Source organism: Halorientalis brevis, assembly GCF_042678165.1.
In the GTDB taxonomy this organism is placed as follows: domain Archaea; phylum Halobacteriota; class Halobacteria; order Halobacteriales; family Haloarculaceae; genus Halorientalis; species Halorientalis brevis.
This window is the reverse complement of record NZ_JBHUDJ010000006.1, coordinates 187,316-209,589: the sequence shown is the minus strand read 5'-3', so window position 1 is coordinate 209,589 and position 22,274 is coordinate 187,316. Positions and strand designations below refer to the sequence as shown.

Here is a 22,274-nt window from a genome sequence, read left to right as displayed (position 1 = left end):
ACCTGTCTGAATATCGTTCTTACCCCAGCACTCATATGTTCGCTTACGGAACCACTGGTAGATGCAGCGCGCTCGGACACTGGTGGTGGCGGTCCTGTTTGCTGGACTCGCCCTCGCTGTGGGCAGCGGGGTCGCGGCAGGGGCACCGACGACGGCTGGGGGAACCGACGCGACAGCGGCCGACGAGGGGGCAAACCTGACGGTGTTCGTCGCACCCGGGAGCCATCTCGACGCGATGCAGGACGCAGACACCGTCGCCGAGTACGGGAACGTGACGATCACGGCCCGCTCGCACGTGACGTTGTCCGATACGCTCGTCCTGCAGGTGAGCGCCCCCGGACTGGACGACGCAGTGCGGTCCCAGCCCGGCAACGAGACGACGACCAAGTTCTTCTCCCTCCTGGACGGCGAGCGAGCGTCGCTGACGGGCACCGAGGCGTTCACGCCGTCGGACACGACGCCGAAGGTGTTCTCGCTGACCGATCCCGAGAGCACTGCCGTCACTCACGTCGACGGCAGCACCTACCAACTGGTGGTCAACCTCTCGGCGGTCGACACCGTCCTCGACAAGAACCGGAACGGCCGCCCCGACGACGGCGCGACTCGCCCGATCGACTCCGGTGACGTGTACCAGGTCCGGTTCGCCCTCGACGAGTACGCGACCAACGCCAGCATCCTGGTGTTCCCGGTCGCCGTCGACTTCGAGGCCGGCGAGAGCGGCAACAGCCCGGTCCTGTTCCCGATGCCCGACCAGCAGGTGCGTGCACACACGACGCTCGCACCCGGGACGGAACTGCGAATCGAACTCACCGGCACGGGCGCGGAGCCGTTCCAGCGAACGAAGACCGTCCGCGTGACCGGTCGCGACCAACCCGCGTTCACCGCCACCTACGATCTGGTCGACGCCCCCGACGGCATCCCCCTCCTGTTCGTCGTCAAGAACGGCGACCAGAACGTCGGAAAAGCCGAGGGACGCATTCCCAATCTCACCGCGTCACTCTCCGTCCCGGATCGGATCGACACGAAAGACCGCATCCGCCTCCAGCGCGCCAACTTCTCGCATGACGGCTTCCTGATCGTTCGCGCCGGCGGTCCCGACGGCCCGATCGTCGGCAACCGATTCCTCGAGGCCGGGGCCTACGACGGACTGACCGTCCAGTTCAGCCAACCGGTCAAGGCGGACGCGCTCCACGTGAGTGCCTACGTCGACGTCGACACCGACCGCATTTTCGACCGGAGCGGCCCCGACCGGCCCTACCGGACGGGCAGTACGCTCGTCTCCGCGACCGTGGACGTGAGCGGTACGTCCGGAACGCCGGCGGTGACGACCCGTCCACCGGCAACGACCACACGGGCGCCAACCACATCGACGACCGCGTCCGGCGGATCGGAGCGGTCGGCCACTGCGTCCGAGTTCCCCGGTCCGACGGACGGCCGGCCTAGCGCCACCGGGACCACGACTGGCTTCACTCCCTACACCATCACGGCCGCGAACGGCCCCGGGTTCAGCGCCGGCGTCACCCTCGCGGCGATGCTGGTTCTATTCGCTCTGCTCGCACGGCGACGCTAGGCTCACTCGGCGGCTTTCCCGGCGAACTTCTGGCGCACCTTCTCGACTTTGGGCTGGACGTTGACCGCACAGTAGGGCTTGTTGGGGTGTTTCTCGAAGTAGTCCTGATGGTACTCCGCTGCCTCCCAGAACGTCTCCAGCGGCTCGACTTCCGTCACGATCGGGTCGTCGTACGCCCCGGAACGGTCGAGTTCGTCGACGAACTGCTCGACGGTCTCGCGCTGGGCCTCGTCGTGATAGTACACCGCAGAGCGGTACTGGCTTCCCACGTCCGGTCCCTCTCGATCCTTCGTCGTCGGGGTGTGGACGCTGAAAAACACCTCCAGCAGGTCCGCGTATTCGAGTCGGTCCGGGTCGTAGGTCACCTGGACGGCCTCTGCGTGCCCGGTCTCGCCGCGACAGACCGCCTCGTAACTGGGGTCCTCGACGTGGCCGCCGGTGTATCCCGACACCGCGGCGACGACGCCGTCGAGTTCCTTCATCGCTGCTTCGATACACCAGAAACAGCCGCCGGCGATCGTCGCCTGCTCGTAGCGGTCTTCGCTCATGGAACCGAGTAGGGCGCGGACGGCGTTAAGTTCCCCGCTGAACCCACCTCGTCGCGCCCGGCCCGGTCAGGGGACGTGTGGCTGCTGCCGACTCAGACACGTCTGTCCAGCGGACGTCTGTGCCGTGGGTTCTCACCCGTTGACGTCGTTCTCCGGGCAGTGCAGGCGGAACCAGCAGATCTTCCCGTTCTTCTTGCCGTCCGTGGTGGCCGAAATCGTAGCACAGTACTGCCCGTCTTCTTTTTCGGCGGTGACTGGCTCCTGTTCCTCGCAGTCCTTGAAGCAGCCACACGACTTGCAGTCGTGGTGCTTGTGGTGTTTCTTCTTCCCGTCGCAGTCGTTGTGACGCTTCTTTTTCTCGTGGTGTTTCCCGTCGCCGCAGCTGTTCCACTCGTCGTGGCCGTCTTTGTCGTCGTGGTGTTTTTTCTTCTTGTCGTGGTGTTTTCCGTCGCCGCAGCCGTCGTGATGTTTCCCGCCGTCGCAGCCGTCGTGATGTTTCTTCGTCCGCGTCGCGTAGCTGACCGCGAACGGGAAGGGACCACAGATGGTCACTTCCTTCCGGCCTCCGTCGATCGAGAACACGTCGGGGTCGACCTCCTCACCGATGTCGTCGTAGGTGTCGGGCCACCACGTCCCGTACTTGTACTTGAACGCGATGTTGAGGTCTGGCGGACACTTCGCACACGGCGCGTCTTCCGCAGCGACAAAACCCTCGAACAGCGTCTGCCCGTCGTACTGCACTTCGAGGAACTCCGGATCGAGATACCCTGGGAGCGTGACCTCTGCTACGCCGTTGGCGTCCACCTCCGGCGTGTACGGTTTTTGGGAGTCGTCGCTGAAGGTAACGGTCACGTCCAACGGTTCGCCTTCTTGGATGTTCGCGGTCTGAATCGTGATCGATGCACACCTGACTGTGACACCGGTGACTGCCGGGGCATCCCCACACGGTGCGTCAGATGCTGTCACTCCCTCGTCGAACAGGATCAGACCATTTTGATCCGTTATTGTAACATGTATTGGATCGCGGTTACCTGGTAGATTTACGGTTGCCTGTCCATTTTCCAAGGTCGGGGTGAAGTCTTCGGGCGGATCATCCGACGGCTGATCCGAGAACTTTACCGCTACGTTCAGTGTCGTAACGTCCTCTATGTTCGAGGTGGTGAAAGTAATCTTATCACAGGTAACCTTCACGTCGTCGACTGTCGGCGGGTTCTGACCCCCACACGTGTAGAACGTCGCGTTGCTGATGTCCTGCAACTTCGGCGGTTGCCCGTTGTCTTGTTCGAGTTGCCACGTGACATCCCCCGTTGGATTCTCTGGGACTTCGCCCAGGAAACAGTTCTGCCCCGCTTTGAACGTGACGTGCTCGGCGTTCTCTGGAATCTCATCTGAATCGATGGTATAAGACGTGCCGGAAAGGCCGCTAACCAACTTGACGGCGATGGGATTGTCACACGGTACGCAGTTGATACACTGACCCGCCTGTCCTCCAGGTGGACGCACGGGGGGCAACGAGGCGGCTTCGCAGAACGGTGCCGGAAGCGTACTTTCTTGTGCGACCGAACTCGCGGAGAGCCCGCTCAAGCCGGCGATCGCCGCGCCACTTACAGTGAGGCCCTTCAGGACGTTCCGTCGATCGAGGCTGCTGTCGGTGCCGTTCGTTTCATCTGGCATGCGAACACCAATAGTCGACTTTCGATTTGTTATGGGGTCACTGCAGCTGCTCCTCAGTGACCATCACGTTGCAAACGTCATCTTTGGCACGTCCCGGCAGCGCTCCGACCCTGGTGTGTAACAAATCGCTCGTTTTGTCGGGTTAAACGCCTTCTATACTCCCATCTCGATGGGTCTCTCTGGGTTCTGTTCCTCAGCAGGAGGGCCCTGGCGGATTTTGAACCTCGGTCGCAGCAAGCTGCTCCCTGCTTCAAATCCTTGTGCAGCATCTCACACGCGCCGCAATGCGGCGCGGTTCTATGGGCCCTGGCGGATTTGAACCACCGACCGCCCGGTGTCCCACAACTCTGACCGAGGTCAGCAGTTGATATGAGCCGGGTGCTCTAACCAGACTAAGCTAAGGGCCCGTGCATGCCGTGGTTCTGCATCACTCGTCTTTAGCCTATCGGGATGCACGAGCGGAGATCACGGCAACGTCGCTCGTGGGAACTGAGATCAGAGAAGCGCCACCGCCAGGGTTCGAACCTGGGACAACCACGTTAACAGCGTGGTGCTCTACCAACTGAGCTACGGCGGCCCGTTTGTCTGCACTACTGGGTAGCCGGAGTTATTTGAAAGGGCTTTCGTTTTCGACCTGCATCGACACGCTTTCACGCGGTCACCGGAAACGAGCGGGTATGACTGACGAGTTCGCAGCCGTCGTCGACAGCGTGCGTGAGCGCGTTACGCCCGACGACGACGAACGAGACCGCCTCCGTGCGGCGACCGAACGCCTCACCGAGCGCACGGAAGCGGCTGTCGCCGAGTTGCCGGTCGACGCCGACGTGCTGCTCGTCGGCAGCACGGCCCGCGGGACGTGGCTGGCCGGCGACCGGGACGTGGACCTGTTCGTCCGCTTTCCCGACGACCTCGACCGCGAGCGCTTAGAGGAGTACGGTCTCCGGATCGGTCGCGAGGTCCTCCCGGACGGGCACGAGGAGTACGCCGAACATCCGTACACGGTCGGCGAGTTCGAGGGGTTCACCGTGGATCTGGTGCCGTGTTACGACGTCGAGGACGCGACGGCCATCCAGTCGGCCGTCGACCGCACGCCCTTCCACACCGAGTATCTGGAGGCGCGGCTAGACGACGAGATCGCCGGCGACGTCCGCGTCTGCAAGGCGTTCCTGAAGGGAATCGGCGTCTATGGGAGCAACCTCAAGACCCGCGGCTTCTCGGGGTATCTCACGGAGCTGCTCGTTCTCGAACACGGCGGCTTTCGCGAGTTCCTCGACGCCGCCGCCGACTGGCATCCACCGGTCGAACTCGATCCCGAAGCCCACGGCGCGGAATCCTTTGACGACGCGCTGGTCGTCATCGATCCGACCGATCCCACTCGGAACGTCGCCGCCGCGCTCTCGGCGACGAACGTCGCGCGCCTGCAACACTACGCGCGAGACTTTCTCGCCGCCCCTCGCGAGGACCGCTTCGACCCCGACGAGCCCGAGCCGCTGTCGCCCGACGCAGTCCGCGGGTACGTCGAGGACAGGGGCACGACGCCGGTCGCACTCAGGTTCGAGGCACCCGACATCGTCGCGGATCAGCTCTGGCCCCAACTTCGCAAATCTCTCGACGGGGTGACGAGCGAACTCGACCGCCGTGGCTTCGACGTGTTCCGCGCCGAGGCTTTTGCCGACGTCGACGACGGCGACGAAGCGGTGCTGCTCGTCGAACTCGCCGTCCCGGAGCGGCCACGGATCGAGCGCCACGACGGTCCGCCGATCCACGTCCGCGACCACGCGACGGGCTTCTACGAGAAGTACGAGGCGACGGACGCGTACGGGCCGTTCGTCGAGGACGGTCGCTACGTGGTCGAACGCGAACGCGAGTTCGCGACCGCCGTCGAGTTCCTTCGGAGCGAAGCGCTGTTCGACGTCGGCCTGGGCGCACACGTCGCGACGGAACTCGAAGACGACTACGAGGTGCTGGTCGGTGGGGAGATCACTGCACTCTGTCCCGCGTTCGGGCGGGACCTGGCGCGTTACTTCTCGCCGAAGCCCTGATCGCGCACGTCGTCGAGGACGGCGATGGCTCGGTCTTTCGGCTCGTCGTCCGGTTCCATCGGCTCACGGCCGTCGAACACTTCGTGGACCATGCTGACGCTTTCGGCCAGGGTGTCCAGTCCGTAACCGCCTTCCAGTACGAATCCCAGCCCGGCGCCGATCTCGTCGCTGATGTCGCGGAAGCGGTCCGTCATCGCGCCGTACCCCTCGGTCGAGACGCTCATTCGCGAGATCGGGTCGTGCCGGTGTGCGTCGAACCCCGCGCTCACGAGCACGAGGTCGGGATCGAACGCCCGGAGTTCGGGTGCGATGAGTTCGTCGATCGCCGTCAGGTACTCGGCGTCGCCGCTCCCGGCCGGCAACGGCAGGTTCATCGTTCGTCCCTCGCCTTCGTCCTCGCCGGTTTCGTCGACTTTCCCGGTGCCGGGGTAGAGCCCTTGTTCGTGGATCGACGTGTAGAACACGTCGTCGTCGTCGTAGAAGATGTCCTGGATGCCGTTGCCGTGGTGGACGTCCCAGTCGAAGATCGCGACTCGCGCTGCCGCCCCCTGATCGATGGCGTGGCGCGCGGCCACGGCGGCGTTGTTGATGAAACAGAAGCCCATCGCGTCGTCTGCGACGGCGTGATGGCCCGGGGGGCGTCCGATCGCGAACGGCGTCTGGCGGCCGTCGTCACCTGCGAGCGCGCGCTCGCCCGCCCAGATCGCCTGGCCGGCGGCCGCGAGGGCGGCGTCCCAGGTGGCCTCGACGGCGACGGTGTCTGCGTCCCAGTTCCCGCCGCCGTCGGCACAGAACGCCTTGATGTCCTCGACGTAGTCGTCGGTGTGGACCGCATCGACGGCAGCTTTCGACGCGGGGTCGGCCGCGACGTACTCGACGCCGTGTTTCTTCGCCAGGGACTGCCGGATCGCGCGGAGCCTGTCCGGACTCTCCGGGTGGCGATAGCCCGTCGTGTGTTCGAGACAGTCCTCGTGATAGCCGAATTTCATTCAAAGTACTGGGCGAGTTCGAAGTACGCCTCGATGTCTTCGGCCTTGATCGTTCGACGACCGGCGTGGTGGGCCAGCGTCGCTGCGGCCGCGGCGACGTCGTCCGCGTACGCTTCGAGAATCTCTGCCAGGGCGATGCGCGCGTCCATCGACACCCGATAGCTGTCGTCGATGTCGAGGCGGGCGATGCGGTCGACGGGCGCGATGGGAAGCTCGAGCGTGCTCTTGTCTGGCACGGACGCGACGCCGAAGTCGTCGGCCATCAACGTCTTCCGTCCCTCCGCCGTCGCCTCCTCGGCGGCATCGATGGCGAGACTCGCACCTCGCGATTGAATCCGACGGGCGAGTTCCTCGGACGCCTCTGCACTCACCCGAAGGGACCCTGCGTTCCGTCGAATGACCGTGTCGACCGGGGCGAACGGCAGCTCGACGCTCATACGCCATACCGGGGCGGTCGCGCTCTTAAGACTTTCCGTGAGGCCGTTGGCGCCCGCTGAGTCCCTAGAACACGTCCTCGGCATCCAGGCGACCCTCGTCGACCCGTCCGCGTGCTGTGACTTCTTGCCCCAACTGGAGCGTCGCGTCCGTCTCGACGCTCATCGTTTCCTCTCCGTTGTCCAATACGACCGGCTCGCCCGTCTGGACGACCGTCCCGGTGAACTCGACGACCTCCGCGCTCTCGGCGTCGTCCTGTGTGGTCGTCGCCGCTGTCGCCGCACCGCCGCCAGCACCGTCGCCGTCGGCGAACGCATCCAGCCCCGTGTCGGCGCCACTGTCCGCCGACGCGCCGTCGCCGCTCTCGGCCGTCGAGCCCCCTGCCGTGGCGTCTGACGCGCCGTCTTCCAGGACGACGACGGTCGAGCGCCAGCCGGCGGACGCCTCGAGTTCGTCCTGCCAGCCGTCCTGAATCTCGACGTCCGCCAGGAACACCTCGTCGCCCGGCTGGATGTCCTTGTCCGCCTTGTCTCCCCACAGTGCCACGCGGATGTCGCCGGTTTCGTCCTGGACGCGGACGTTCCGAACCTGACCTTCGGAGCCGTCGTCGCGGTCGAACGTCCGCTTCGGGTCCGCAGATCGGATCACGCCGCCGACGTCGACGGTCTGGCCGATCTCGACCGCGTCGATCGGTGCGGTTTCCGGCGTGAACTCGACGGTGTCGTCGACTTCCTCGACGGCACCGCGGTCGCCGACGTGGAGTTCGAGGTCGCCCTCGCGGTCGCGAACGTAGCCGTCGACGACCTCGACGGCCACGCCCGGATCGAGTTCCTCGGCCCTGTCCGCGCGCTCGTCCCAGAGCGTCACCCGAACCCGGCCCGATTCGTCCCCGATGGCCAGGTTCGCGACCTTCCCCTCGGAGCCGTCGTCGCGGTCGAAGGTCCTGACGCCCTCCGTATCGAGGACGAGCCCGCGGACGTTGACGTCGGACTGCCCAAGCGTCAGCGCCTCGATCGCCGTCGTGCCGCCCGGCTGGACGTCGACCTCCTCGTCGTCGTCGGGTTCGGCCTTGTCGACGCTCACTTCCAGCCCGTTGTAGCCGTCTTTCGGTCGGCCCGCGATGCGGAGCACCTGACCGACGTCGAGTTCGCCCTCGTCGATGCTCACTGCCTGTTCGTCCCAAAAGGAGAGCGTCACCGAGCCGGTCTCGTCGGCGACCTCGACGTTGATGACGCGACCGTCTTCGTCCTCGCCGTCCCGCTCGAACGTCCGGAGGTCGCCGACGCTCATCACCTTCGCGATGAACTTCACTTCGTCCATGCCCGGTTCGATGTCCGCGATGGCGTTGACCTCGCCCTCGGAGAGTTCGTGCGCGAGGAGCATCGCCGCCGTCTCCTCGTCGGCGAGACCACCCATCTGCTCGACCTTCTGCTCGACGGCCTCACGGAACTCCTCGAGAGAAACGTCGTCGGCCTCGACGTCCGCGTAGATATCCTCTATCGCACCCATCTGTCTGTGCAAGTGGAAGGTTGGGCTCCGCTTAAGCGTTGTCGTCGCTCCTCCGGGCCGCTGCCGTCTGTCGATTCCGTGTTCTCTCTCCTGCCAGGCATACCCGTAGCTGCTGCGTTCTCCGATTTAAACATGCGGCCGGTCGCGATCCCGGACGAGGCGCGCGCTGTCGCGGCGTCCATGCCGCGATGGAGTTGCGAGAGGCCTTCGCGAATCCTGCGAGCGAAGGCTCAACTGACGAGCGTAGTGAGTCAGGCGGTTGGGGAGGAGCGTGAACTGCTGTTGCTGACTGGCTGTTCGTGTCGGTGGAACAGCCGAGAACGATGTGAGCGACAGTAGCGTCGCTCGGCGGATTGCGTCGGCAGAAACGTCCTGACGGAGTCCTACGCGAGCAGGGAGGGACCTTTGGTCCCTCTGGCAGCCGGCGCTACGCGCCGGCGACGAAGCGAGCGTAGGGCAAGTCAGGACGTGAATAGGGCGAGACCTCTGGTCTCGCTTACAATCGGGCGACTCACAGAGTCGCCCGATGATGACTGAGCGAATGCTGAGCGAAGCGAAGCATTCCGAAGGAATGAACGTCCTGACGGAGATTTGAACTCACTCACTTCGCTGCGCTCGTTCGCTGCTCAAATCTCCGTGAGTCGCATAACCGAGAACGAAGTGAGCGACATGGAAGTCGCTCACAGGTTAGTTCTCGGAAAGTGTAGCGTCCTGACGGAGATTTGAACTCCGGTCCCTGGCTCCGCAAGCCAAGAGGATAGTCCACTACCCTATCAGGACTCATTCATCCATTTCGGGGTGGTAGATAAAGGGGTTACGATTCGCCGGCCACATTCGCTTGCCTGCACTTACTCACGTTCACTGGCAAGCTTTTGGTTAATTTCTTGTCTGAATCAGCAATATTATACTGCCCGGTGACGGATGAGTGGTATGGCTGAGCCGGTCGCAAGTCGAGAAACAAACTCCCTCTCTGAGCGGTTGCGCGGGGCGGCGAACATCCTCGTCATGGAACCGTCGTTCGGGACCTCCACCAGTGGAGTCTGTCTGGATCTCCTGGCCGGTGAGGACCCTCCCAGTGCGACTGTGTTGGGCATCTCCTATCGCCAGTCGCCGGCCGAATGGATCGACGACTGGCAGGCCCACGTTGGCACTGCCCCTGCACACGGAATGGTAATCAGCGTCGGCGACCGAGCCGACCCCCGGTTCTCGTCGGATGGCAGCCCCGACGCCGGGGACCGCTGGTCCGTCTCGGTGATCGAGAACGCGTCCGATCTCACCGGCCTGGGGATCGAACTCAGCGAGTTCCTGGAGTACGCCTACGAGGCCGACGCCGTCGACCGGCCGCGACTCTGTTTCGACTCGCTGACTGCGCTCCTCCAGTACGCGGACCTCAAACGCGCCTTCCGGTTCCTCCACGTCGTCACCGGCCGCGTCAAGTCCGCGCACGGCGTCGGGCACTATCACCTCGATCCCGACGCCCACGACGAGCAGACGCTCGCGACGATCAAGGGGCTGTTCGACGCCGTCGTCGAAGTCGACGAGACTGGCGAGTGGTCCGTCAAGACGCGCTGACCACCTGCGCTCGCGGGTCGCCGCTGTGTCAAACGAGCGTTTGTGTCTTCCCAAAGTCCTTTTTCACGTCTACCAACACGTCGAGTATGCGCCGACGCAGTTTCCTGACGGGAACCGCCTCCACGACTGCCCTGCTCGCGCTCGCCGGCTGTACGCAGTCCGGTGACCGCAGCACCGACGACGACACGAATGACTCGGACGACCCCGGCAGCCAGCCGACCGACCCCTCGACCGACACCACCGAAACTGACGACACGACCACGACGGACTCCGGTGACCACCCGACGACCACCGTCGAGGACGGCCTCGTGAATCAGTCGTTCACAGTCACCGACACCGGGTCCGGCACCGAGCGACACGACGCGACGGTCGACTTCGATGCCGACAAAACCGAGGTCGTCGTGACGGGGACGATCCCCGGTGCAGACGGATGCACGACGGCCGAACTGGGCGAGGTGACCTACGACGAACAGGCCGACCACCTGTCGGTCACGGTCCAGACGATCGACGTACCCACTAGCGACGCCTGTACCCAGGCGATCGTCGAAATCGATTACGAAGCACGGTTTACCTTCGCGGAGTCGCTGCCGAGCCAGGTGTCGGTCACGCACGACGGGTCTGACGGCCGCCGTGACGTTGCCAGTGCTGCTCACGGGGGCGCCAGCGTAGGTGACCCGTCGTCTCAATAGCGCTCAATACCGCTCGCAGGTGCCAAGTGCCGAACGTAGCCGAAAATATAAAAATTACGATATTTTTATTTGCTGGTAAGAATCAGTACCGTGTAATGCTCTACCGGAGTGCGCCGGGGCCGGCAGTGGCGCGGCTTCGTCGCCCGCAGACGGCGACGCCGACCAGTTTTGCGGTGTTCGCGGATGCACACGTGACGCCGTGGGGAACGGGGACGTGGAAGGTACTTCACCGGACAGAACAGCGGCTTCGGACGGCAATCACCGAGGCCAATCGCCTCGACGTCGACGCGGTGGTGTTCGCCGGCGACCTGACCAAGGACGGCGCTCCACGCGAGTTCACTCGCGTCGACGCGTTACTGAAGGAACTCGACGCACCGCACGTCGCGGTGCCGGGCAACCACGACGTTCCAAAGGCGTTCGACAGTCACCAGACGCCGCCCGTGGAGACGTTCGCGGAGACGTACGCGACCGGTCGACTGCCGTTCGTCAAGCACGTCGGCGGCGTCGATATCGTCGGAATCGACACGGCGACGACCTCGGACGACCGTCTGACCGACGATCACGCGGGCCACGTTTCGACGGCCCAGTTGGACTGGCTGGAATCCATCCTGCCAGGGCTCGCGAATCCGGTCGTCGTCTGTCACCACAACCTGACACACCCCGACCAACACACCGGTGAGTTCGCCAACGCCGACTTCTACCAGATGGGGAACGCGAGCGAACTGGCGACGGTGTTGTCCGACGGGGGCGTCGAACTCGTGATCTCCGGGCACATCCACTGGCCGGCAACCACAACCGTGGCTGGCGTCCGGGAGGTCATCGCGCCGGCGATCTGTTCGCTCCCGCCGTCGTTCCTCCACGTCGAGATGGATTCGCGGGGGACGACGATCGACGTCGTGCCGCTGGTCGACCGTGCGGGGTTCGAGGAGGCGTACGCACACGCGAACGAGGGGCGGGAACACGGGCAGGCCGTCGCGGACTGCCTCGATCGCGGCCTCCTCTCCGAGCTCCCCTTCGTGGACGAGCGGCCGGGACCCGCGACAGCGTCCGGCGGCGACATGGCACCGTCGGGGCAGTGAGATGGCCCAGCAGATTCCACCGACGGCGTCGCTCGACGCAGCCCGAACGCAGTTGCGGCTCGTCCGTCGCGAACTCGTGGACGAACGGGCCGCGTTCGACCAGTTCTGCAAGCGCGCCGAACGGCTCTCCGTCGACGGCGCACACGCGACCGTTGCGCCCGACCCGACCTGTGCGGCGAGCGTGCGCCCCGACGACGACGGACTGGCGGCGGTCCGGCGTGCGTACGAAACCACGGTCATGGCCGTCCCGCACTACCGCGACGCGTACGACGACCCGTACACGACTCACCTCGCCGCGGAATTGGGGAGCCAACTCGCCCGGACGGTCCGCCGGGCGACGATGCTGACCCCGGAGCTGCGGGCGCGCATCGTCGATGCCGCGAGTACCGCCCACGAGCGACGCGTCGACCGAATCAGGACCATCGACGCCGAACTGGCGACGCTCGACCGGACCGAACAGCTCGCGCTCGATCTGCTCGATGCGGTGGCGGCGACGGCCACAGCGACAGCGCACGAGCGGAGCAGGGTGACCCACATCGAACGACGCTGTCGTGATCGAATGGCAGCTCGCGAGTCAATCCTCGACCACGAGTCGACGGGGATCGTGGCTGACCTGTACGAAGACGAACCCGGCGTCGATCCGGTGCTCACGACGCTCGAAACGGTGCTGGCGCGCGTGGCCGAGTGGACGACGAAACGCGACGAACCCGCCGATTAGAGCCGGCTGCCGACGTCGCCGAGACAGCCGACGTCGGGCTGGAAGTACTCGCAGTGGTCGTCTATCTGGTCGGTCACGTCGACGTCGGTGAAGTTGTCCGGCGGCGTCCCGTCGGCGCCTTCCTCGCCGAGCGCTTCGTCACCGAACTCGCCGACGCTGTAGACGTATTCGAGAATGCCGTCGTTGGCGCTGTGATAGTTGTACACGTCGTCGGCGCCGTCGGCGACGGCGTCGTACCAGTCGCCGGTTTCCCCCGCGCCCTCGGTGACCGACCCGGCGTCGACAGCAGCCCCGAGCAAGGAGAGCGACGTCACGCGCGCGTCGTCCCGTTGGAGCTCGTCGAGGCACGCCAGTGATGCGCGCCCGCCGAGCGAGTGGCAGATGACGTGGACGTCCGTCGCCGGATGCTGGGACTGGTAGGTCGTGAGCCAGTCGGCGAAGGTTCGGCCGTCCGCTTCGGCGTCGTCCTTGGCCGCCCACCACCACGGGTCGTTTCCGTCGTACTCGAAGCCGGCGACTGCGCCGGTGTACTCCGCATCGCGGAGCGCCTGCTTCGCGAGATACGACTGCCCCGTCGCGTCACCGCCGAGGCGTTCGAACCAACCGTGGACGAAGATCGTCAGTTCGTCGGGGGCCGCTGGGAAGTCCCCGCTGGTACTCCCGTGTTCGATCATCGGAAAGTCGTCCGGCGCATCGGTGCCAGCCAGGGAGAGACAACTCTTCGCTTCGGTACCGCCGACGACCGCTGCCACGCCCGTCAGCGCTGCTGCCCCGATCGCAGCCCGTCGCAGTACGTCCCGACGGCTCACTGTCGAGTCCTCGTTTTCCCCACCCGAGTCTTCCTGACTGTCCGTCACGTTTGCTACTCGGACCGGCTCCCAGATATCTATTTTCACACGTGTCGACGGGTCCTCCCTGCGATCTACCGGGTGCCGAACAGGACGTGCGCACTCGGCTCTAACGGGGAAGTCCCAATCCATTTCTCGGCGGCGCTCCTGGTTGCCCGTATGGAGCCGAACCTCCGGGCGGGACTGGCGATCTACAACGCCGGCGACTTTCACGCCGCACACGACGCCTGGGAGGAGTACTGGCTCGGTCTGGAACGGGACACCGACGACGAGCAGTTCCTGCACGGGCTCATCCAGTTCACCGCCGCCGTCCACCACGCCAGCGAGCGCAACTGGGCGGGCGCGACCGGCCTGGCCGACAGCGCCGCGGCGTACCTCGTCGACCTCGGCGAGCAGTACCGCGGCGTGGACCTCACAGCCGTCCGATCGTTCCTGGGGGCGCTCGGGGACGACCCCGAGGTGATCGAGCGGGGAGGGCCGCCCGCACTCACCCACGACGGCGCGGTCGTGGAACTCGCGGAGCTGTCGTTCGAGGCGGCCGCCGTCGCTGCCGAGGTGTACGCCGAGGACCGACACTACGACGAGTCGGTCGTCGAACAGGCGATTCGCTACGCCGAAACCGACGTCGACGCGGGCCAGGAGACGAGCGAGTTCGTCACCTTCGTGCTGGACTTCGCGCGCGATGCGGCCCATCGCGGTATCGTCTACCAGCGGCTGGCGGAACACGTTCAGCGGCGCGAGCAGCGAGAAGCGGACGTCGACGGGCTGTTCGAGTAACCGGGACGGAGAAATCAGTTCGCGTCGACGCGCTCGTCGCCGTCCCACTCGGCGGAGTTGTCCATGGGCTCGTAGCCCAGCACGTCCTTGGCCCGTTCAAGCGAGTAGTACTTACGCTCGTTGTCGGAGATCCCGTAGACGATCTCGAAGTCGTAGTCGGCTTCGAGCGTGCACTCGTGGAGGTGGGCGCAGTCGCGGTAGGAGAGCCACATCGCCTGGCCGCGCTCGTAGTCGATCGGGGGATGGCCTTCCGTGAGGTTGCCGATGCGGACGTTACAGACTTTGATGCCGTGTTCGTCGTGATAGTAGCGGCCGAGGACCTCGCCGGTGGCCTTCGAGACGCCGTAGAGGTTGCCAGGCCGGGGGAGTTCCGTTCCGTCCAGGCGGAACTCGTCGTTGGGGCGGTACATCTCGGGCGTGCGCTCGTCGGTCTCGTAGGCGCCGACGGCGTGGTTCGAGGAGGCGTACACGAACCGTTCGACGTCGTGTTCGACGGCCGCCTCGTACATCTTCTGGGTGCCGTCGATGTTGTTCGAGAGCACGCTCTTCCACGGTGCGGAGGGGCGCGGGTCGCCGGCGAGGTGGATGATGGCACTGACGCCGTCGACGGCCGCCTGGACCGTCTCGTCGTCAGTGACGTCGCCGACGAGGTACTCGTGGTCGGGCTCGTCCGCCGGTGGGCTGTGGAACATGAGCCGCCAGTCGTACTCGTCGCCGATGCCTCCGAGGATCGCCTCGCCGACGTTACCGCCCGCACCCGTGAGCAAAACCGGGTCGTCCATTCAGGTAACTCTGAACCGCGGCGTCAGTAAGTAAGATACGGTTCGCGGTCTGCAAATCCGTTGTCAGTTACTGCACCGGCCGGGCGAACGCCAGCGTCCCGCTGATGTTGTCGATGTAGACCTGGAGTTCGTCGCCCTCGCTGGTGCCGGGGACGAAGATGCGGTACTTGCCTTTCTCGGCGACGCCGTCGCCTTTCCGGCCCATGCCCGTGATCTTGACCTGGTACGTCTCGCCCTCTTCGAGCGTGGTCGTCGTCGAGGAGGACTTGCTACTGCTCCCGGCCCGCTTCTCGACGGGTCGGAACGCACCACAGGCCTCACAGCGCAGCATCTGCGTGCGGTCCTCGGTGGTGAGTTTCGTGTCCGGCAGGCCACACTCCGAACAGATGACGTACTCTTCGGCGTAGCGGTCGAGCGCCGCCTCGAAGTCGGCCTCGTCGAACGAGCCGTTGTATCGCGACCGGTCGCCGTCGAACTGGCCGTTGGTCCCGAACTCCCGCTGGACGAACCGGTGGACGTGCTCGGCGTCGCGCGAGAGCGTGTCCGCGATCTCTTTGAGGTTCGTCAGGCGTGTGAACGCACCGTCTTCCTGGACTTCCGGGTCGGGGATCTGGAGCCGCTGTTGGCTGGCCGTGCGCTCGGGGAGTTCCTCGTAGGCACGGTCGAGCTGCGCTTCGTAGTCCATACCTTCTCGAGTCGGTCACTCCGTATAGGAGTTCCGTGTCTGACCGTTCCACGGCAAACCGTGCCGGGTGTTGGTCGAACGGAAGCGACTTTCTGAAGCGCCCACGTCCCTCCGTCATGGATCCGACAGACCCCCAGACCGCCTGTTTCGAGGCGGGCATCAAGTTCGGCTCGCTGTACCACCAGTTCGCGGGCACGCCGGTCAGCCCCGACAGCGCCGACTCACTCGCGCGCGCCATGGAGGAGTCCATCGAGAATCAACCGTTCTGCGAATCCGTGACCGTCGAGGTCCTGACCGACGAACTCGCGGCCGCGATCGACGACGGCGCGGCCGAGTACACGGAACTCACAGGTCGCTTCCTCGACGTCGAGATGCTGATCGACTACGAAGGCGTCGAGGTCCTGGCGCGCATGGAGATGGAGGACGGCTACCCGCTGATGGCCGTCGCCGACGTGCAGTCCTGAGCGGCCAGGGTTTCCGAGTCAGAAGCTGTCACTGGGTGTATTTACGTATCGCATGTGAACTGTCTGGCATGTCTCTCTACGCCGTGGAGAACGTCGGTGACGCCATCGAGGCGACGAAGTCGTTCCTTCTCCCGTTCGATCGGTCGCGCTGGCTCCGCCTGGCCCTCATCGTCCTGTTCGTCGGTGGCGGTCTCGGACTGCAATCCCCCGCGAACTTCGGCACGTCCTCTTCGGACTTCGCGGACACCGAAGCCGGCCCCAGCGACGAGGGATTCGAACCGACCGAGGTGCCCTCTGACCTGCCCGATCCGATCCCGACCGACGACGTCTGGCTACTGATCGGCGTCGTGATCGGCGTCGTGATCCTGCTCGGCCTCGTCCTCGGGTTCATCGGGTCCGTGATGGAGTTCGTCTTCGTCGAATCGCTCAGCCGTGACGCGGTGCAGATCAGGCGCTACTTCGGCCGCCACTGGCGGGCCGGACTCAGGTTGTTCGGCTTCCGCCTCGGCGTCTCCCTGCTCGGCTTCGCGGCCGTCGGCCTCGTCGGTGCGGCCATCGCCGTCGTCTTTTTCGGCGGGGTTCCGACCGATCCGATCCCGGCACAGATTCTCGGTGCGATCCTCGTCCTCGTCCCCGTCATGATCGTCGTCTTCACGCTCGTCGCCCTCGTCAACGGGTTCACCACCGCGTTCGTCGTCCCCGTCATGCTGGCCGAAGACCGCACCGTCCTGGGCGGCTGGCGTCGGTTCTGGCCGACCCTCCGCGGCCAGCTGAAACAGTTCGGCGTCTACGTCGTCGTGGCGTTCGTCCTGACCATCGCCATCAGCCTCATCGCCGCAACTGCGATGGGTATCGGTGCTGTCTCCCTGTTGATTCCGTTCGCTCTCGTCGGCGGGATCGCCTTCGTCGCCGGCGGTGCCCACCTCTCGCTGGCGGTCGGTGCCGTCCTCGTCGTGCTCGCGCTGCTGTACGTCGCGCTCCTCGTTGCGCTCCTGGCGCTCGTGCAGGTCCCGCTGCAGACGTTCCTGCGGCTCTACACCCTCTTGATCCTCGGCGACACAAACGAAGAGTTCGACGTGATCGCCGACCTCAGGGCCGACGTCCGCCAGTGAGTGCCGACAGACGCCAGCGATCCCGCTGTTTATCGAGGGGGTACTGAACCGACCCCGTCGACTGCTGGCGGTTATACTTTCACTTTCGGGCGGGTATTTATACCCTCAGCCGTTGAAGCGTCAGTCATGGGTCAGACGACTCTGGACGACGACGAACTGTTCGACGAGGCGGCCTCGGAGATGCGCGACGACGTCGAGGATTCGCTGACGAAAGCCCGCGAGGCACTACCCGAGTCGGACACCATCTGGAACGCCGACGCCGACAACACGCTCGGCGTGCTCAACGGCCTGCGCTCGGCGCTCGACACCGACGATGCGGCGGCCCACCTCACCGACGCCAAGAAGTGGTACACGATGGGGAAACGTGCCGACGCGTTCGAGGACCCCGACGACCTCGAGGAACAGATCGCGACCCTCGACGCCGTCTTCGAGGACATCGAGGACGCCCACGAGCAGGTCAGCGATCTCGCGAGCACCGTCCCCGAACTCCGCGGCGCACTCGACGACGCTCACGAAGCGGCCGAGACCGACGAGAGCGACGCCGACGATGCAGACGCCGAAGCCGACGCGGACGCCGAAGAGGCGGAAGCCGCGGACTAGCCGCGCCGGGTCTCGAACCGCAGCCAGCTTCGTCGCGGAGAGCCCCTGCCCAGACGCCCTCGTCGCTGTCGTCACTCCAGCGAGGACGACCGGCCGTCCCCTGCCGCTCTCGCTTTCTCTCGCCCACGGTAGTACAGGTAGAAGACGACGAGCAGCGTCACTGGAAAGAAGACGATCGCCAGCACTGCCAGCGGTGGGAACAGGAGAAAGAGCGCGAACGTCTCCCAGCTAACGATCGTGTCGCGTCCCATACGCAGTAGCGTCGGCTGTCGTGAAAGTCACTTGTGGTTCGGTTGATCGACATCTCTGTCGGCGACGCGTGCCAGGAGATCTGCCAGCGCGTCGACCGCCGCGTCGAACAGCTGCTCGCCCAGTTCCTCACTCGCCTCGCCCGGATCGCCGACGGCGCCGTTCTCGCTGAACTCGGCGGAGTCGTAGGTTAGGTTGACGCCGCTCTGCCAGTCGCCCCAGCCGTCGGCGGCGCCGTCGCCCGCCTCGTCGAGGCGGTCTTCGTGGACGAGGTCGGGATGGAGATGCTGGAGGACGCTCGTCTCGACGGGACCGCCGTGGCCCATGGACACGTCTTCTGGATCGACCGCGTCGAACCAGGTGAACGGGACGGCGTAGGCGTCAGTGTGGCGCGTCACGTCGCCACAGAGCTCCCGGAGCGCCGCGACGTTGCCGCCGTGGCCGTTGACCACGACGACGCGCGTCCACCCGTGACTGGCGAGCGACTCGACGGTCTCCCGGACGTACGCGCGGAAGGTGTCCTCGCTGACCCACAGCGTCCCGGTGAACTGGCGGTGTTCTTCGGCGACCCCGACAGGAATCGGCGGCGCGACGACGACCGGTTGGTCGGCCGCGGTTTCGTGTGCGTCGGCCCCCGCGTCGGCGATGGCCTCGGCTGTCAGGTAGTCGGTTCCCAGGGGCGCGTGTGGGCCGTGCTGTTCGGTGCTGCCGACGGGGAGGACGGCGAGGTCAGCGTCCGCGTCGTCGATGTCGGTCCAGGTGGCGTCCGCGAGGTGCATACTCGCGTGTCAGGCGCCACCGGCAAAAACCGTCGGCGGTTTTCGGTCGCTGGGGAAGTATGGCTTTCGTTCCTGCGGGATGGGAATCGACTGCTGCCGTTTTATGGTCGTCTCTCGTATCGCTAACTAGGCGTCACGCCGCGTGACGTGAGCGAGGTGAACACACGATGTCGTACTCAGAACCCGACGACGGTGGTCGCACGCGAGACGAGCAGCTGGCCGAGGAGGCAGCGGTAGCCGAGGAGGCTCGCCTCGAAAGTATCCTCGTTCCCCACGCGGACGGGCCGGACGAGTTGACGCTGTATCCGGCCGGCGTCACCGACGCGACGATCATGACGCGCTGGATGACCGCCCAGGAGGGCGCGTACGTCTCGCTCGAAGACTGGCGCTGATCTCAGTCGTCGTCCGCGTCCGTCTGGGCGCGCCGCTGCGTGGCGCGCTCGATGAACTCCTGGGGCAACTCGTCGATCTCGCCGGCCTGGACGGCCCAGAGGTTGGCGTAGAGCCCGTCTTCTGCGAGCAGGTCCTCGTGGGTACCGCGCTCGACGATCCGACCGTCGTCGAGCACGACGATCTGGTCGGCGTCTTTGACCGTCGAGAGCCGATGCGCGATGGCGAACGTCGTGCGGTCCTCGCTGAGTCGGTCGAGCGAGCGCTGGATGAGCATCTCCGTCTCCGTGTCCACGTCGCTGGTCGCCTCGTCGAGGACGAGGATCTCGGGGTCTTTGAGGATCGCGCGGGCGATGGCGATGCGCTGGCGCTGCCCGCCCGAGAGCTTGACGCCACGCTCGCCGACTTCGGTGTCGTAGCCGTCCGGGAGGTTCGTGATGAACTCGTCGGCCTCGGCCAGTTTGGCGGCCTCGACGATCTCCTCGCGAGTCGCGTCGAACGTCCCGTACGCGATGTTCTCGGCGACGCTCCCGTAGAACAGGAACGTCTCCTGGCTGACGTAGCCGACGGCCTGGCGGAGGCTCTGGATGGTCACGTCCCGGAGGTCCTGGCCGTCGACGCGAATCTCCCCGTCGTCCACGTCGTACATCCGGAGCAGTAGTTTCAGGACCGTGGACTTCCCGGCGCCCGTCGGACCGACGAGCGCGAACGTCTCGCCGCCGTCCACGGTGAATGACACGTCGTCGAGGATGGGCTCGTCGTCGTAGCTGAAGGAGACGTGCTCGTACGCGACGTCTCCGCCGTCCAGGGAGAGCGGCTCGGCGTCGGGGTTCTCGGCGATCCGCGCGGGCGTGTCCATGAGGCCGAAGATGCGCTCGGCCGACGCGCGGGCGCGCTGGTACATGTTGATGATCTGCCCGAACTGTGCCATCGGCCAGATGAATCGCTGTGTCAGGAGGATGAACGTGACGAACTCGCCGGTGTACAGCGGCTCGGTGAACAGCCAGGGGGCGGCCCCGGTCTGCTCGAAGACGAGCACCCAGTAGCCGCCGATGGCGAAGGTGAGGACGAAGCCGACGCCAGCGATGACGCGCAGGCCGGGGAAGAACTTGATGCGCGTCCCGATAGCGTCCCAGTTGGCGTCGAAGTAGTCCCGCGAGGCGTCGGCGACGCGGTCGGACTCGTAGCCCTCGGTGTTGGCGCTCTTGATGACCTGAATCCCGCCGAGGTTGTTCTCCAGCCGGGAGTTGACTTTGCCGACGGAGGCCCGGACGTCGGCGTACTTGGGCTGGATCGTGCGGATGAATTTCAGGGTGAAGAAGGCGATCAGCGGCACCGGGACGAGCGCGACGACGGCGAGCTGCCAGTTGATCCAGACGAGGATGCCGGCGATGCCGAGTACCATGATCGACAGCCGGAACATGGAGTTCATCCCGTCGTTGAGGAAGTTCTCCAGCCGGTTGACGTCGTTCGAGAGGATCGACATCATCTCGCCGGTCTGCTTGTCGGCGAAGAAATCCATGTTTAGCCGCTGCATCTTGTCGTAGGTGTCAGTCCGGATGGCGTGCTGGATGTGCTGGGCGAACCCGTTCCAGCCCCAGTTGCGTAGCCAGTGGAACGCAGCGCCGCCGAAAAACGCCGCCGCGATGAGACCGACGGTGAGGACGAGCTGGCCGGTCTGCGTCGTCGGGAGCAGCCCGTCGGGGACCAGCGGGAGGCCGAACGCTTTGTCGTTGCGCAGGATGGCGTCGACGGCGAGGCCGAGCAACACCGGCGGTAACAGATCGAGCATCCGGGCGACGACGCTGCCGAACACGCCGACCGCGAACGCGCGATCGTTCTCCCGACCGTACTCGGTGAACAGCCGCCGCATCGGATTGTCCGCCCGCTCGCGTGCCTCCTCGAACGGGTCGTCCTCCTCAGCCGCGTGGATGTCCATCGTTCTCAACAGGTGGTCGATCCGCAAAAGGGCGTCGCATCCGGGTGTTTCCCGGGGTTAGTCGACGGCGTCGGGGATGACGACGGTGTCTCCTTCCTCGATGCACGTCCGATTCGTGTAGCCGCGCTCGACCTCGAGGACGTATTTCCCGGTCCCCGGGTACCGGGTGAGGTCCCGGTTGGCGGTGTTCGGCTCCGTCTCGGCGTGATGGATGCGGGTGATCGTCCCGTTCGCGTCGATGAAGACGATGTCGAGCGGGAAGGACATGTTCCGCATCACGTAGGCGTGGCGCTCCTCGCGCTCGTGGACGAACAGCATCCCTTCGTCTTCGCCGAGCGAGGCGGTTTCGCTGAGGCCGACGTATCGCTTCCGGTCGGTGTCGGCGATGCGAACGTCGACGGTCGAGCGATTCGTGCCGTCCTGGTCCTGGAGGGTGACGGTGGTGGTCTCGTAGTCGCTCTCGTCGAGCGGCGGTGCGAGGACGCCGGTCTGGACGACGACGGCGGCGACGATGATCGCAAAGACGCCCGCCGTCGCCGAGGCGGCCACCTTCGAGGGCATGGCAGTGTGGTCTACTGGGAGCCGGGTAAGCGTATCGACCGAGAGAGAAAGTGTTATTCTTCGGCGTGGGTATTGTCCGGTGTAGGGTTCGTGGTCTAGTTGGTTATGACGCGGCCTTTACAAGGCCGAGGTCGGTGGTTCGAATCCGCCCGAACCCACTATTCCTGTCGCGAGCAACCCGCGAGCGACGGAATCGTACGTGAGGGCGATTCGCGGCCCAGCGGACGAGCGAAGCGACGTCCGCGTGGTTCGAATCCGCCCGA

Annotated in this window: 23 protein-coding genes and 4 tRNA genes; 12 read left to right on the top strand and 15 right to left on the bottom strand. The window is 65.4% G+C overall.

Features of this window, described 5'->3' with window-relative positions:
• The first annotated feature begins 61 nt into the window (after positions 1-61).
• Positions 62-1,570 carry a DUF7282 domain-containing protein gene (locus ACFR9U_RS12865; RefSeq protein ID WP_247380508.1) on the top strand — a complete coding sequence of 503 codons (1,509 nt, stop codon included), beginning with the start codon at positions 62-64 and terminating at the stop codon, positions 1,568-1,570.
• Positions 1,571-1,572: 2 nt separating this feature from the next.
• On the opposite strand, the gene msrA is transcribed toward ACFR9U_RS12865, so the two are convergent.
• The 4 genes from msrA to ACFR9U_RS12845 all read right to left on the bottom strand — a co-directional run bounded on the left by msrA (position 1,573) and on the right by ACFR9U_RS12845 (position 4,369).
• A complete protein-coding gene (msrA, locus tag ACFR9U_RS12860; RefSeq protein WP_247380510.1) occupies positions 1,573-2,118 on the bottom strand; it encodes a peptide-methionine (S)-S-oxide reductase MsrA in 546 nt (181 codons plus the stop codon).
• A gap of 132 nt (positions 2,119-2,250) precedes the next feature.
• Positions 2,251-3,792 carry a hypothetical protein gene (locus ACFR9U_RS12855; RefSeq protein WP_247380512.1) on the bottom strand — a complete coding sequence of 514 codons (1,542 nt, stop codon included), beginning with the start codon at positions 3,790-3,792 and terminating at the stop codon, positions 2,251-2,253.
• Positions 3,793-4,092: 300 nt separating this feature from the next.
• A tRNA-Ile gene (locus tag ACFR9U_RS12850) sits at positions 4,093-4,199 on the bottom strand.
• 97 nt (positions 4,200-4,296) lie between these two features.
• A tRNA-Asn gene (locus tag ACFR9U_RS12845) sits at positions 4,297-4,369 on the bottom strand.
• A 100-nt stretch (positions 4,370-4,469) separates the two neighbouring features.
• Here ACFR9U_RS12845 and cca point away from each other — a divergent pair.
• Positions 4,470-5,834, top strand: a complete 1,365-nt coding sequence (cca, locus tag ACFR9U_RS12840; RefSeq protein ID WP_247380514.1) for a CCA tRNA nucleotidyltransferase — start codon at positions 4,470-4,472, stop codon at positions 5,832-5,834.
• Here the strand turns inward: cca and ACFR9U_RS12835 are convergent.
• From ACFR9U_RS12835 to ACFR9U_RS12820, 4 genes are all read right to left on the bottom strand, one after another.
• Complete coding sequence (locus tag ACFR9U_RS12835; protein WP_247380516.1) at positions 5,813-6,823, bottom strand: histone deacetylase family protein; 1,011 nt, start codon at positions 6,821-6,823, stop codon at positions 5,813-5,815. The two genes, cca and ACFR9U_RS12835, sit on opposite strands and share 22 nt — an antisense overlap.
• Positions 6,820-7,260, bottom strand: coding sequence for a histone family protein (locus ACFR9U_RS12830; RefSeq protein ID WP_282594368.1), 441 nt, complete (start codon positions 7,258-7,260; stop codon positions 6,820-6,822). The genes ACFR9U_RS12835 and ACFR9U_RS12830 overlap by 4 nt, the downstream gene beginning before the upstream one ends.
• A 64-nt stretch (positions 7,261-7,324) precedes the next feature.
• Positions 7,325-8,767, bottom strand: coding sequence for a single-stranded DNA binding protein (locus ACFR9U_RS12825; protein ID WP_247380518.1), 1,443 nt, complete (start codon positions 8,765-8,767; stop codon positions 7,325-7,327).
• Between the two features lie 707 nt (positions 8,768-9,474).
• Positions 9,475-9,547 (bottom strand) — tRNA-Arg (locus ACFR9U_RS12820).
• A gap of 150 nt (positions 9,548-9,697) precedes the next feature.
• On the opposite strand from ACFR9U_RS12820, the gene ACFR9U_RS12815 reads away from it, so the two are divergent.
• The 4 genes from ACFR9U_RS12815 (at position 9,698) to ACFR9U_RS12800 (ending at position 12,825) form a co-directional block, all read left to right on the top strand.
• On the top strand, positions 9,698-10,339 hold the full coding sequence (locus tag ACFR9U_RS12815) for a DUF7504 family protein (protein ID WP_247380520.1): 642 nt from the start codon (positions 9,698-9,700) through the stop codon (positions 10,337-10,339).
• Positions 10,340-10,425: 86 nt separating this feature from the next.
• On the top strand, positions 10,426-11,028 hold the full coding sequence (locus tag ACFR9U_RS12810) for a twin-arginine translocation signal domain-containing protein (protein WP_247380522.1): 603 nt from the start codon (positions 10,426-10,428) through the stop codon (positions 11,026-11,028).
• Positions 11,029-11,123: 95 nt separating this feature from the next.
• The gene (locus ACFR9U_RS12805) at positions 11,124-12,107 is read left to right on the top strand and encodes a metallophosphoesterase family protein (protein ID WP_247380524.1); all 984 of its coding nucleotides are present in this window, start codon (positions 11,124-11,126) and stop codon (positions 12,105-12,107) included.
• Position 12,108: 1 nt separating this feature from the next.
• Positions 12,109-12,825, top strand: a complete 717-nt coding sequence (locus ACFR9U_RS12800; protein WP_247380526.1) for a DUF7260 family protein — start codon at positions 12,109-12,111, stop codon at positions 12,823-12,825.
• Here the strand turns inward: ACFR9U_RS12800 and ACFR9U_RS12795 are convergent.
• On the bottom strand, positions 12,822-13,682 hold the full coding sequence (locus ACFR9U_RS12795; protein ID WP_247380529.1) for a lipase family alpha/beta hydrolase: 861 nt from the start codon (positions 13,680-13,682) through the stop codon (positions 12,822-12,824). The genes ACFR9U_RS12800 and ACFR9U_RS12795 overlap by 4 nt on opposite strands.
• 150 nt (positions 13,683-13,832) lie before the next feature.
• Between ACFR9U_RS12795 and ACFR9U_RS12790 the strand changes: the two genes are divergently transcribed.
• Positions 13,833-14,450, top strand: coding sequence for a DUF309 domain-containing protein (locus tag ACFR9U_RS12790; RefSeq protein WP_247380530.1), 618 nt, complete (start codon positions 13,833-13,835; stop codon positions 14,448-14,450).
• A gap of 14 nt (positions 14,451-14,464) precedes the next feature.
• Here the strand turns inward: ACFR9U_RS12790 and azf are convergent, their stop codons facing one another.
• Both azf and ACFR9U_RS12780 read right to left on the bottom strand, forming a co-directional pair.
• Complete coding sequence (gene azf, locus ACFR9U_RS12785) at positions 14,465-15,232, bottom strand: NAD-dependent glucose-6-phosphate dehydrogenase Azf (RefSeq protein WP_247380531.1); 768 nt, start codon at positions 15,230-15,232, stop codon at positions 14,465-14,467.
• Between the two features lie 67 nt (positions 15,233-15,299).
• On the bottom strand, positions 15,300-15,917 hold the full coding sequence (locus ACFR9U_RS12780; RefSeq protein WP_247380534.1) for a translation initiation factor IF-2 subunit beta: 618 nt from the start codon (positions 15,915-15,917) through the stop codon (positions 15,300-15,302).
• Positions 15,918-16,033: 116 nt separating this feature from the next.
• On the opposite strand from ACFR9U_RS12780, the gene ACFR9U_RS12775 reads away from it, so the two are divergent.
• The 3 genes from ACFR9U_RS12775 (at position 16,034) to ACFR9U_RS12765 (ending at position 18,093) form a co-directional block, all read left to right on the top strand.
• Entirely contained in the window at positions 16,034-16,381 is a 348-nt protein-coding gene (locus ACFR9U_RS12775) for a dihydroneopterin aldolase family protein (protein WP_247380536.1), read from the top strand.
• A gap of 68 nt (positions 16,382-16,449) precedes the next feature.
• Positions 16,450-17,493, top strand: coding sequence for a DUF7544 domain-containing protein (locus tag ACFR9U_RS12770; RefSeq protein ID WP_247380539.1), 1,044 nt, complete (start codon positions 16,450-16,452; stop codon positions 17,491-17,493).
• 126 nt (positions 17,494-17,619) lie between these two features.
• The gene (locus ACFR9U_RS12765) at positions 17,620-18,093 is read left to right on the top strand and encodes a DUF5790 family protein (RefSeq protein ID WP_247380541.1); all 474 of its coding nucleotides are present in this window, start codon (positions 17,620-17,622) and stop codon (positions 18,091-18,093) included.
• Positions 18,094-18,164: 71 nt separating this feature from the next.
• Here the strand turns inward: ACFR9U_RS12765 and ACFR9U_RS12760 are convergent, their stop codons facing one another.
• On the bottom strand, positions 18,165-18,344 hold the full coding sequence (locus tag ACFR9U_RS12760) for a hypothetical protein (protein ID WP_247380543.1): 180 nt from the start codon (positions 18,342-18,344) through the stop codon (positions 18,165-18,167).
• Positions 18,345-18,371: 27 nt separating this feature from the next.
• Entirely contained in the window at positions 18,372-19,121 is a 750-nt protein-coding gene (locus ACFR9U_RS12755) for a creatininase family protein (protein ID WP_247380545.1), read from the bottom strand.
• Between the two features lie 167 nt (positions 19,122-19,288).
• Between ACFR9U_RS12755 and ACFR9U_RS12750 the strand changes: the two genes are divergently transcribed.
• Complete coding sequence (locus ACFR9U_RS12750; RefSeq protein WP_247380547.1) at positions 19,289-19,513, top strand: DUF7511 domain-containing protein; 225 nt, start codon at positions 19,289-19,291, stop codon at positions 19,511-19,513.
• A gap of 2 nt (positions 19,514-19,515) precedes the next feature.
• Here ACFR9U_RS12750 and ACFR9U_RS12745 read toward each other — a convergent pair whose 3' ends face one another.
• Together ACFR9U_RS12745 and ACFR9U_RS12740 are read right to left on the bottom strand one after the other, a co-directional pair.
• Positions 19,516-21,450: an ABC transporter ATP-binding protein gene (locus ACFR9U_RS12745; protein ID WP_247380549.1), complete on the bottom strand. Its 1,935-nt coding sequence runs from the start codon at positions 21,448-21,450 to the stop codon at positions 19,516-19,518.
• Between the two features lie 57 nt (positions 21,451-21,507).
• Positions 21,508-22,011: a DUF192 domain-containing protein gene (locus tag ACFR9U_RS12740; protein WP_247380551.1), complete on the bottom strand. Its 504-nt coding sequence runs from the start codon at positions 22,009-22,011 to the stop codon at positions 21,508-21,510.
• 84 nt (positions 22,012-22,095) lie between these two features.
• Here ACFR9U_RS12740 and ACFR9U_RS12735 point away from each other — a divergent pair.
• A tRNA-Val gene (locus ACFR9U_RS12735) sits at positions 22,096-22,169 on the top strand.
• Positions 22,170-22,274: the final 105 nt, after the last annotated feature.

What these genes read in the sequence shown, in the direction of transcription:
- msrA (WP_247380510.1), bottom strand. Translation starts at nt 2,118, where the DNA reads ATGAGCGAAGACCGCTACGAGCAGGCGACGATCGCCGGCGGCTGTTTC.
- ACFR9U_RS12770 (WP_247380539.1), top strand. Translation starts at nt 16,450, where the DNA reads ATGTCTCTCTACGCCGTGGAGAACGTCGGTGACGCCATCGAGGCGACG.
- ACFR9U_RS12745 (WP_247380549.1), bottom strand. Translation starts at nt 21,450, where the DNA reads ATGGACATCCACGCGGCTGAGGAGGACGACCCGTTCGAGGAGGCACGC.
- ACFR9U_RS12780 (WP_247380534.1), bottom strand. Translation starts at nt 15,917, where the DNA reads ATGGACTACGAAGCGCAGCTCGACCGTGCCTACGAGGAACTCCCCGAG.
- ACFR9U_RS12805 (WP_247380524.1), top strand. Translation starts at nt 11,124, where the DNA reads ATGCTCTACCGGAGTGCGCCGGGGCCGGCAGTGGCGCGGCTTCGTCGC.
- ACFR9U_RS12855 (WP_247380512.1), bottom strand. Translation starts at nt 3,792, where the DNA reads ATGCCAGATGAAACGAACGGCACCGACAGCAGCCTCGATCGACGGAAC.
- ACFR9U_RS12835 (WP_247380516.1), bottom strand. Translation starts at nt 6,823, where the DNA reads ATGAAATTCGGCTATCACGAGGACTGTCTCGAACACACGACGGGCTAT.
- ACFR9U_RS12750 (WP_247380547.1), top strand. Translation starts at nt 19,289, where the DNA reads ATGTCGTACTCAGAACCCGACGACGGTGGTCGCACGCGAGACGAGCAG.
- ACFR9U_RS12815 (WP_247380520.1), top strand. Translation starts at nt 9,698, where the DNA reads ATGGCTGAGCCGGTCGCAAGTCGAGAAACAAACTCCCTCTCTGAGCGG.
- azf (WP_247380531.1), bottom strand. Translation starts at nt 15,232, where the DNA reads ATGGACGACCCGGTTTTGCTCACGGGTGCGGGCGGTAACGTCGGCGAG.
- ACFR9U_RS12810 (WP_247380522.1), top strand. Translation starts at nt 10,426, where the DNA reads ATGCGCCGACGCAGTTTCCTGACGGGAACCGCCTCCACGACTGCCCTG.
- ACFR9U_RS12740 (WP_247380551.1), bottom strand. Translation starts at nt 22,011, where the DNA reads ATGCCCTCGAAGGTGGCCGCCTCGGCGACGGCGGGCGTCTTTGCGATC.
- cca (WP_247380514.1), top strand. Translation starts at nt 4,470, where the DNA reads ATGACTGACGAGTTCGCAGCCGTCGTCGACAGCGTGCGTGAGCGCGTT.
- ACFR9U_RS12825 (WP_247380518.1), bottom strand. Translation starts at nt 8,767, where the DNA reads ATGGGTGCGATAGAGGATATCTACGCGGACGTCGAGGCCGACGACGTT.
- ACFR9U_RS12800 (WP_247380526.1), top strand. Translation starts at nt 12,109, where the DNA reads ATGGCCCAGCAGATTCCACCGACGGCGTCGCTCGACGCAGCCCGAACG.
- ACFR9U_RS12790 (WP_247380530.1), top strand. Translation starts at nt 13,833, where the DNA reads ATGGAGCCGAACCTCCGGGCGGGACTGGCGATCTACAACGCCGGCGAC.
- ACFR9U_RS12775 (WP_247380536.1), top strand. Translation starts at nt 16,034, where the DNA reads ATGGATCCGACAGACCCCCAGACCGCCTGTTTCGAGGCGGGCATCAAG.
- ACFR9U_RS12765 (WP_247380541.1), top strand. Translation starts at nt 17,620, where the DNA reads ATGGGTCAGACGACTCTGGACGACGACGAACTGTTCGACGAGGCGGCC.
- ACFR9U_RS12755 (WP_247380545.1), bottom strand. Translation starts at nt 19,121, where the DNA reads ATGCACCTCGCGGACGCCACCTGGACCGACATCGACGACGCGGACGCT.
- ACFR9U_RS12760 (WP_247380543.1), bottom strand. Translation starts at nt 18,344, where the DNA reads ATGGGACGCGACACGATCGTTAGCTGGGAGACGTTCGCGCTCTTTCTC.
- ACFR9U_RS12830 (WP_282594368.1), bottom strand. Translation starts at nt 7,260, where the DNA reads ATGAGCGTCGAGCTGCCGTTCGCCCCGGTCGACACGGTCATTCGACGG.
- ACFR9U_RS12865 (WP_247380508.1), top strand. Translation starts at nt 62, where the DNA reads ATGCAGCGCGCTCGGACACTGGTGGTGGCGGTCCTGTTTGCTGGACTC.